An 8538-nucleotide genomic window follows, 5' to 3' on the forward strand; every position below is an offset into this window, starting at 1 on the left:
CAGCACAGCACCCCGAACACCAACGGCAGTACCAACTCGCCGGAACCGCAGTACCAAATAGCCGGATTACCGGTACCAACTCACCCTATTTGCCAGGATGGGAGGGCTTCACAGCGGTACTTACACCGCCGGCGGAGTTCGAGGTCCCGGGCTTGATTTCACGCCCGCGTCGGTTCACGGCGAAGCTCAGCTATCAGGGCAAGCCATTCACCTCGATCCCGATTGAGGTTTCGCCCGTCGAGGCAGGTAACGCCGACCACCACGATAGGGTCACCTCAGAAGCGCTTGCCCTCGTGGGTCTGCCGAATAGTTCGCCCGTGCCATGTATGACCCTGCCGGGGCAGGTCGCACAGAAGATTCACGCCTGTACTGATCCAGTCAGGGAGCCTCGACGGAACGACCGCGCTCACGACCTCGTTGATCTGCAACTGCTCGAAGCGCTGATAGTCAACGAGTCGCTCGGTGAAGTGCGTCGCGCGAGCATTGCCGTGTTCGCGAAGCGGGAGAGGCACGCGTGGCCTCCGACCGTCGTGGCACATTCCCACTGGAGTCCGATTTATGCGGGTGCGCTGGAAGGACTCGAGGACCTTGGCCTTGCGGCGTCGGTTGAAGAAGCAGCACTACGAGTACAGGCGTTCATTGACCGAGTGGACGAGAGCTCCGACTGACCCCAGGTTCCCCACCGTTGGCACGCCGCAAGTTATAAGTTCCCGCGAAACTTATAAGGCAACACTACTTTCCCTATAAGCTCGACGATTCTACATATGTGATTTCCCTTTCCTGCATGCGCCTGCTGTTCGAGGGGAAAGTACTCCCAGCCATATGGAGCTTGTCACCATGTCTGGCGGATATGTAAAAATTCTGGCTGATTATTTACGATAGTTTTGCACCGTCTGGCTCCGGTTACACCGCCGCAAGGGTGGTCCGATTCTGCACCGTGACCAGCCCGAGGACGTTAGAGATCAAGGATAACGGCGACGGTGTTGCGAACTTGCTGGAGTGCGACCGGGCCGACGTTTCCGACGCACTGTGTGATCCTGCCAACGGCCACGGATCGCACATGTTGGCATTGGGCGGCCGATGGAGCGCGGAGTCCGTTGTGATTGTCACGTTCGATCACGACCTCCGCGCCACTGCCCCGGAGGGTTCGAGTGAGCGGTACGACCTGGACCACGTTGGGACCGCCGCGCAAGATTCTGGCCGCGGTCACAACCACCGCCGGTCGGGCCAGACCTGCCTCGGAGCCGGGTGGCGTACCGAGTTCAAGCTCGACGACGTCACCCGGCGTCAGCGTCGAGCCAGGCAGTTTCCTCAGCGGTCAATGGGGTAGCCAAATCCTTGCCAATGCCGTCTTGGTGGAGTAACCGGACGGCTTGTGACACCGTGTCGGCGACAGTTTGGTGCCGCTCCTTGGCGAGTTGGAGCAATTCTTGATGGGTGGTCCGGCTAACCCGGACCGTCGTTGTATCGGACACAGACAGATCCTATTGCTTGTAGACTATGTGGTCTACATAGGCATGGCGCGTCGAAACTCCTGACGAGGCAGCACAGCGGGTGCGTTCCTCGTTGACCGAGTCGACGAGAGCGCGAACTGATCCTGCATTCTCGCAGTAGACCTTCCTGCAGATCAGTCCGAGGGTGATTTCATTCAGCGGCAGCCTGACATTCATCATCGACTGGTGTCTCCGTGGCGGGTGGTGATCATTGGTTTCGGCCCATTCGATGGAGCGCTAGGCGCGGAAAATTGCCTTTCAAATCGGCCGAATCGCTGGTCAAGGTTAGGTAAGTGACCGTGCTGGGAAGCATCTCGTAAATCTGTTCCATGCCGGATGCCTCGTCGTGCTTCAGACCTTCCACAATTACGAGGCATTCGCCACTGCCGATACGTGCCAACATTTCTGACAAGTTATGCGCCGATGGCGCGTCGAATCCTTCTTCGATGACTCGGGCGACGCGCTCAAAGCCCTTGTGCCAGAAAGCGGCACCCTTCAATAGGGGGCCCGGCGTAGTAGCTTTCACCGGGATTTTGTCGGCTACCCACAGCACCGCGTCGAATCGGCTGTTCTCATCGAGCAGGCGGTAGGCCACAACTAGGGCCAAAGACGTAGCAACTTCACGGACGTCGTCTTCCAGCACGGATATCCTGTAACGGTTACTCTGCAATGTGCTCGCCAGGTCCAGCACGTCCCTCTCTCGCCCAGCGAGCACGCTTGCGTGGTGGTTGGCTGGGGGCAGATTGTCGGTGCCGCCGGTCAATGGGACGGGCTTGCAGGTGAAATGCGGTCTCCAATCCGGGAACGTGTTGACGAGATTCAACGCCCCTTTGGTTTCGGGGAACCACGACGACGTCAGGCCGGAAGATTGGAGTGGGCGAAGGAGAGCGTCGGCATCACGAGCGAAGAGAGGTCGGCCATGAATCGTTCTATACCGGATCGCCAAAAAGACCGGGACGTACGGCGAAATTAAGCCGAGCGTCCCAGCCAAGCTGGTGGGGAAGCGGCCGAGATTCTCCCCCACCAAATCAAGGCATGCCTCTATATCCAAGTATCCGCTGACTGCCGAGGATCCGACTCCGCCGAAGAGTTTCTGCCTGCCTCGGGCAACCCGAAACATGAATTCGGGCCCCTGAGTAGTGCTCAATGAGGGCAATGGATTCCCGCTGTGAGGCTCCAGTAGGAACGTCGCCACTGCATTTCGGATGTCCGACTCGCAGGCTTCAATGACCGCACTGAGCTGCGCCCGCGTCCTCCCCATGTCATTCCCGTCCACGAACACCTCCACGAATAAACTCCTCCCAGTCGGCGATAGGTGCCCTCAAAGCCCGCCTCACCGACCAGCTTCGTCAGCAGGCATCAATTGCGCATGCATCAAAACTGAGCGCCGACTTGCGCATCGACCAACCGATCGGCCGCGGTTCCCGCAGGCTGCCAACCCTCAACCTGAAGCGCTACCCGATCAATCAGTTCCTCCTGTTGCCGAGTTCCCAGCCGATGATGTCCAGCGCCCGCAGAGGTGTAACCGACGGCCCGGGCGCGGTAGCGGCAAGTTCCTCCCACAGGCTGAATTGGCCTGCTAGATCACGCTGGAGGGCTTCCAGCCAGAGGCGTCGGTATTCGGCTCGATTTCGGGTTCCCTTCTTCACATAGGGGACCGGGGCGCCGTCGCATTTGCTATAGCAGTAAGCGATGTTGTCATCGAACAGGGGAATTAAAGCGGACCGTTTCCGGTGAAGAACTTTCGATAGGGTGGTCAGCTGCACGTGATCGGTTGGTCGTTCCTCGATAACGTTCAGCAGATGCACGATAGCGTTGATCGTCTCCGTGCTGGCAGAAGCAAGGTCACCGTGAATGGCGGGATCATCAAGCCGTTCGTTCAGAAAAGGGATCAGCGACTCAAGGCCGTAGTACACCGGTAACGGTTTATTCGACACATTCAGCAGCACAACTGCGAGCAGATCCTGTTTGCCGATGGACTCTCCGGGCGATCCTGGATACTCGTCGTAGGCGGGGTAAGCCGAGGTTCCAGGCCTACCGACGAAGTACGTATTGGCCCACTCTTTTGCTTGTTCGAAGTCTATGGTTCTTCCGCCAACCCGCAGTAATCTCGTCATGCGGTTGAGACTATCCGTTGCCGGTGACATGAGCTGAAAGAGTCCGCAGGAAGGCCGCGTTCTCCTCAGTGAACGGGTCAATGGAGGAGGCTGCCGCCATCATGCGGGCAGGAACTCTCTACACCTTCCGGCGCATCCTGCTGCCGGCGGTCCTGCCCGCAGCCGCGGCGGTGGCTGCCTTGAACTTCAACAACCTTCTGGATGACTACGACACCGCGGTCCTCCTGGCCCACCCCCTGTACCAGCCGCTGGGCCTGCAGATCAAGGCAAATACCGACGGCGGTGCTTCCGTGGAATCCATCGGCAACACCTTCGTCTATACGGTTCTGCTGAGGGTGGTGATGGGAACGGTGATGTACCTGGTCTACGGTCAGTTGAATCGCGTGCGGCGCTCTCCTCGCGCGCGCCGGGTGCCTCTGCAACGTGTCGGTGGCGACGCCGGCACGCCGAACGCCGACCTGCCAGAGGCTTCTGCGATGGAGGACCCGTCGGAGGCTCGAGTCCCCTGAGGTGGGACTGAACGACACAAACATCTGGGTGCCTCAATTGAAGCGTTCCGTCCCACCTGGTCGTGATCAGTTCCTGTTGAGTCCGAATTCGCGGGTCATCAACGCCGCTTTGTAGTGGGATTCGGCTAAGTTCACCTCTGAGGACGGGGTGCTCGGGCCGAACACCCGGAGGAGGCTGAAAACGAAGTTGCGGGCATGATCCGTCTTTGTCACCTCGCCGGCCGCGCTGTCCCGGACGAGCTCTCGCAGTGCGACATTACCGCCGTGGCCGTCTCGGGCATACGTTGTCCATCGTCCGAGAATGCGTTCCGAGCCGTCTGCCTTGCCGACGTACTGCTTCCCGTTGCTGGAGTCTGTGATGAGGTAAATTCCCTGAACCTCTGCCAGAGCAGTACGCCAGTCGACGTAGCGGGGATCATCAACCATGTCGCGCAGTTGATGGTAGGGGAGAAGGACGCCGTCGAAGCCTGGGAAGGGAACCTTGTCCCGGTCGGCGATCTCCAACACAGGCATACGCGCGGCGGTGACAGAGTTGGCACTCCTGTGCCAGCTGCGGGGGTTATCCCACTCGATGACGAGCCGGTCATTCAGGGCTGTTAGGAATCGTGAGGGACGCAGTTCGAAGTATCGGTTTGATTCGGTGCGTTCTGCGACGATCTCGCCGTGGTTCTCGAAGGTGCCCCACAAGCGGGAACGGCGCTGGCCATCAGCTATGAGGATCACCCAGTACCGCGGAGGGTCAGAGGGAAAACGACGTGGCGAGATGTCCTGTTCTCTCGTGTATGCGACGACTCGATCCTCGCTCAAGTCCTCCGGTCCATGGAGCGCGTCCGGGTCGCCTGGCCTGAAGGAGTGGCGGACGATATGTATGTCTTCCAGCCTGACCGTCGGGTCGTAGTCCGCGCCCATTCCGGTGAGCACATGACCGAGCATGAGGGCGGAGCTGAACGCTGGTTCCTCGGGGAAAGCGGTCGCGGCAAACACGGAAGGGGGAAAGGGCTGCTGATCGGACACGGAAACACACTACGTCAGGCCGTGCATCAACTACGTGCCGATTTTCGATTCACCCCAGAAATGTGTTGTTGAAGTGCCACCGGAAATAAGAGGCCGACCATGCACAAGCGGCTGGACCAGGACGAGCCATCCTTCGTCGTCCTCGTTCCCGCTTTATCTGCTCTGGTAGTTCGGCGGTCGGCGTGTGACGGCGGGTTCGCTGACGACGACACTTACGGTTTTGACGATTTTGTTGTCACATTGGAACATGACGTCTCCGCGCTTAGTCTCGCCTAGGGCGTGTCTGCTAAATATCCGGCTTGCCGTGTTTCAAGCTGGATAGATGCTTAGTGCGAATGTGATTTCAGATGAGTTGTGGACGGTTATCGAGCCTGTCCTGCGGACGGCACCGGGTCGCCGGGGCCGGCCGTGGAATGATCACCGACTGACGCTGGAGGGCATCTGCTGGCGGTTCCGCACCGGTTCGCCGTGGCGGGACCTGCCAGCCGAGTTCGGTGCCTGGCAATCAGTATGGGAGCGGCACCGGCGCTGGTCGGCCGACGGATCCTATGAGCGGATGTTCACCGCAGTGCGGGACTCCAGCGAAGCAAATGACACAGAACTGGAGTCGCTGCTCTCGGTTGATTCCACCAGTGTCCGGGCTCATCAGCATGCCGCCGGAGCGCCGAAACTGAAGGCCGCTGCGGACCACACAGGGGGCAGGAGCGAGTTACAAGCCCGACGAGCCAGCTGACCACGCGATCGGACGCTCAAGAGGCGGGCTGACAACGAAAATCCATGCCCTCACCGACTGGACATGCGCACCGGTCACGATGCTGCTCACACCCGGGCAAGCCGGGGATAACCCGCAGTTGCTGCCGCTACTGGCAGCCCATAAGCTCCAGGACGCCACGCCGTTCCGGCTGCTCGCCGACAAGGCCTACTCTCATCCCTCAACCCGCATCGAGCTACGCTCCCGCAGAATCAAGCACACCATCCCGGAACGCTCAGACCAGATCCATCGGCGCAACGCCAAAGGCTCCGCCGGCGACAGACCACCGGCCTTCGACCCCGCGATCTACAGGGAACGCAACACCGTCGAACGCGGCTTCAACCGCCTCAAACACTGGCGCGGAATCGCCACCCGCTACGACAAATACGCCACCACGTTCCTCGGCGGAGTACTACTCACCGCGATCGTCACATTCCACCGAATCCACAATTAACAAACACGACTTAGTCGCTTGATACTAATCTGGACCGGATTCGCGCGGTACTAGGCTAACCACATGACGAGGTTCCGAGCCGCCACAGTTAGACCAATGGTCCCTGAGGATCTATCGTACGTTGCTGACCTCATTGAAGGATGGAGGCCAGATCAGGCGTTTCGGATGAGAACGAAACGCTACAGGTTCAACTTGGAGGCAGTTTCTGAAAGGGAGAATCGCATCGTGAGTTGGATCAGTTTTAAGATCTCGCCTTGTAACCCCGAAGTTCTGGCGGTTCTTGAAGATAGCAGTGAGGACTGGCTGCACATATCAGACATTTTTGTGGACCTACAGTTCAGATGGACGGGTGTAGGTGCAGAGTTGTTGAATTACGCGGAAAACGAAGGACGTTCTTGCAACGTCAGATATTCGATTCTGATGCCAGCAAGTAATGACGATGGGATGGACCCGGAGGTGCGACAATTCTACGAGAATTGTGGATACTATTCGATGGAACCAAGTCCGAAATATCATCATTTCAGGGACCCTTGGCTCATGGGGTTGCACCTATAAGTGCCGCACTAATCGGGTTACTTGTGAGTTCTCTATCATAGATGGAGATGATCTGAAGATCACGACAGAGTTGTGTACGGGCTAAATCCCATCAGAAAGATACGAGAACGATGCGTAATCAGGTCGAGGATCAAATACGCGACTTATTAGCAAAGAACCTAGCGATCATCGAACCAGGTCTTCGGTTAATAGGGGTTAACTATCATCTACGTAATGACGAAGGAGCTTCTGGTTTCGTCGACATATTGGCGCGAGATTCGACTAATCTGATAACCATAATAGAACTAAAGAGGTCGGATTCAAGCGCTCGAGAGGCGATGCATGAAATTGCTAAATACGTGGACCTATTATCACGCGACAAGGCATTGCCTAAAAGTAAAATACGCGCCATCGTAGCGTCGACCACTTGGCATGAACTTCTCGTGCCGTTCAGCTACTACGCGTCTACTGTAGATTTTCCGTTGGAAGGCTACAGCCTCGACATGGACACAGATGGCATCACAGTGCTCGACGCTCATCGTATAGAAGCGCTATCCGCTCCCGACGAGAGAACACTCACCTGGCATCAGCGATGGATCCCGCTAACACCCGATAAAGATGTCGCGCATGTGTGGAATGAGATCCGCGAAGAGCTGAGCAAGCTCGGCATCTTTGACTTCGTAGGACTGCATTTGGAGGGCGAGCGATCCAAGCAAGCCATTGTGTTATGTCTTGGCACCATTCAGGATACCGACCGCCGCGCCGAATTCGTTCATCTGCTCGTTTCTCAAGGACTCTTTGATGAGGACGACTTAAAGGAAGAGGCGACGGAGCAGCTTGCGCTGATGGCTCTGAGCAACGCAGCCACGGGCATCTCCTTCAACATCTGTTATCCGGAAAAGATTAATTCCATGGTCTTTCTTCATCGCTGGATACTCGGTCGCTGGTTCAGGGAGGGCATATTCAATGATCAAGCGGGGCTGTTTCAGGACCAGGAATTGCTTGATATGGTGCAGGGGTGGTCCGGTTTGGGTCAGTCCACGTATTCAGGGCGGGCACGACCGCAGAACTCATCGCAGTGGGATAAGTTCGAGCAAGGTATTCGTCTTGCGTTAGCCCCGAACTTACCTGCCCAATTAATTGTGGACGGCTGGCTGGAAGAGCATGGCGATAATACTGGAAAGTACGATGTCGTTGCGCAGATATACAATCCCTCCGACATGTTGAACAGTTTGGTACACGGACTCGACAATGATAACTTCGATCGGCTCGTGCCAAAATTCCAATTAGCCTTTGATGGCTCTTCGTAATTGAGGGTGTAGCCGGCGTGAGCGGGTCTGGCGCGTCGGTGGCGGGATAGAGGTCGAGGCCTTCCGATGATGGAAGTTCCTACACTGCCCATCTGAAAGACCTCGACGATGCTCCACGCTACCTTCGCTGCGCCTGATCTGACCACGTTCTGCCGTCTTGAGGAGCTCGGGCTCGAAGCCGTCGGGCAGCATTTGGACTCTGAGCGGGCGGTGATCAAGTGCCGTGTCGTTCAAGCGGATCCGTGGTGCCAGTCGTGCGGAGCAGAGGGCGTGCCGCGAGACACGATTACCCGTCATCTTGCGCACGAACCGTTCGGTCACCGCCCCACCACGCTGTTGGTACGGGTGCGCCGTTA

8 protein-coding genes and 3 pseudogenes are annotated in these 8538 nt (G+C 57.7%); 7 read left to right on the plus strand and 4 right to left on the minus strand.

The window, feature by feature from the left end:
* The coding region (locus BLS52_RS17770; RefSeq protein ID WP_090588484.1) for a nucleotidyl transferase AbiEii/AbiGii toxin family protein at window positions 1-668 on the plus strand (668 nt) is incomplete at its 5' end.
* A 287-nt stretch (window positions 669-955) separates the two neighbouring features.
* On the opposite strand, the gene BLS52_RS17775 is transcribed toward BLS52_RS17770, so the two are convergent.
* The 3 genes from BLS52_RS17775 to BLS52_RS17795 form a co-directional block, all read right to left on the minus strand.
* Window positions 956-1315, minus strand: a complete 360-nt coding sequence (locus BLS52_RS17775) for a type II toxin-antitoxin system PemK/MazF family toxin (RefSeq protein WP_342707480.1) — start codon at window positions 1313-1315, stop codon at window positions 956-958.
* A 386-nt stretch (window positions 1316-1701) separates the two neighbouring features.
* Entirely contained in the window at window positions 1702-2781 is a 1080-nt protein-coding gene (locus tag BLS52_RS17790; RefSeq protein ID WP_090588491.1) for a hypothetical protein, read from the minus strand.
* A 178-nt stretch (window positions 2782-2959) separates the two neighbouring features.
* Entirely contained in the window at window positions 2960-3610 is a 651-nt protein-coding gene (locus tag BLS52_RS17795) for a DUF6308 family protein (RefSeq protein ID WP_139186326.1), read from the minus strand.
* 59 nt (window positions 3611-3669) lie between these two features.
* Between BLS52_RS17795 and BLS52_RS17800 the strand changes: the two are divergent.
* A pseudogene (locus tag BLS52_RS17800) lies at window positions 3670-4119 on the plus strand (ABC transporter permease subunit); the annotation flags it as partial.
* Window positions 4120-4185: 66 nt separating this feature from the next.
* Here BLS52_RS17800 and BLS52_RS17805 read toward each other — a convergent pair.
* Window positions 4186-5133: a GIY-YIG nuclease family protein gene (locus BLS52_RS17805; RefSeq protein WP_217636794.1), complete on the minus strand. Its 948-nt coding sequence runs from the start codon at window positions 5131-5133 to the stop codon at window positions 4186-4188.
* 99 nt (window positions 5134-5232) lie between these two features.
* Here BLS52_RS17805 and BLS52_RS18605 point away from each other — a divergent pair, with 99 nt between their 5' ends.
* From BLS52_RS18605 to BLS52_RS17825, 5 genes and pseudogenes are all read left to right on the plus strand, one after another.
* A complete protein-coding gene (locus BLS52_RS18605) occupies window positions 5233-5409 on the plus strand; it encodes a hypothetical protein (protein ID WP_175460235.1) in 177 nt (58 codons plus the stop codon).
* Window positions 5410-5455: 46 nt separating this feature from the next.
* Window positions 5456-6338, plus strand: a pseudogene (locus tag BLS52_RS17810) (IS5 family transposase).
* A 165-nt stretch (window positions 6339-6503) separates the two neighbouring features.
* A complete protein-coding gene (locus tag BLS52_RS19170) occupies window positions 6504-6893 on the plus strand; it encodes a GNAT family N-acetyltransferase (protein ID WP_425425053.1) in 390 nt (129 codons plus the stop codon).
* Window positions 6894-7003: 110 nt separating this feature from the next.
* Entirely contained in the window at window positions 7004-8182 is a 1179-nt protein-coding gene (locus tag BLS52_RS17820; RefSeq protein ID WP_090588498.1) for an endonuclease NucS domain-containing protein, read from the plus strand.
* Between the two features lie 108 nt (window positions 8183-8290).
* Window positions 8291-8538 (plus strand): annotated as a pseudogene (locus BLS52_RS17825) (transposase family protein); the annotation flags it as partial.

The organism is Arthrobacter subterraneus (genome assembly GCF_900099735.1).
GTDB lineage: Bacteria > Actinomycetota > Actinomycetes > Actinomycetales > Micrococcaceae > Arthrobacter_D > Arthrobacter_D subterraneus.

What these genes read in the sequence shown, in the direction of transcription:
- BLS52_RS17795 (WP_139186326.1), bottom strand. Translation starts at nt 3,610, where the DNA reads ATGACGAGATTACTGCGGGTTGGCGGAAGAACCATAGACTTCGAACAA.
- BLS52_RS18605 (WP_175460235.1), top strand. Translation starts at nt 5,233, where the DNA reads ATGCACAAGCGGCTGGACCAGGACGAGCCATCCTTCGTCGTCCTCGTT.
- BLS52_RS19170 (WP_425425053.1), top strand. Translation starts at nt 6,504, where the DNA reads ATGAGAACGAAACGCTACAGGTTCAACTTGGAGGCAGTTTCTGAAAGG.
- BLS52_RS17820 (WP_090588498.1), top strand. Translation starts at nt 7,004, where the DNA reads ATGCGTAATCAGGTCGAGGATCAAATACGCGACTTATTAGCAAAGAAC.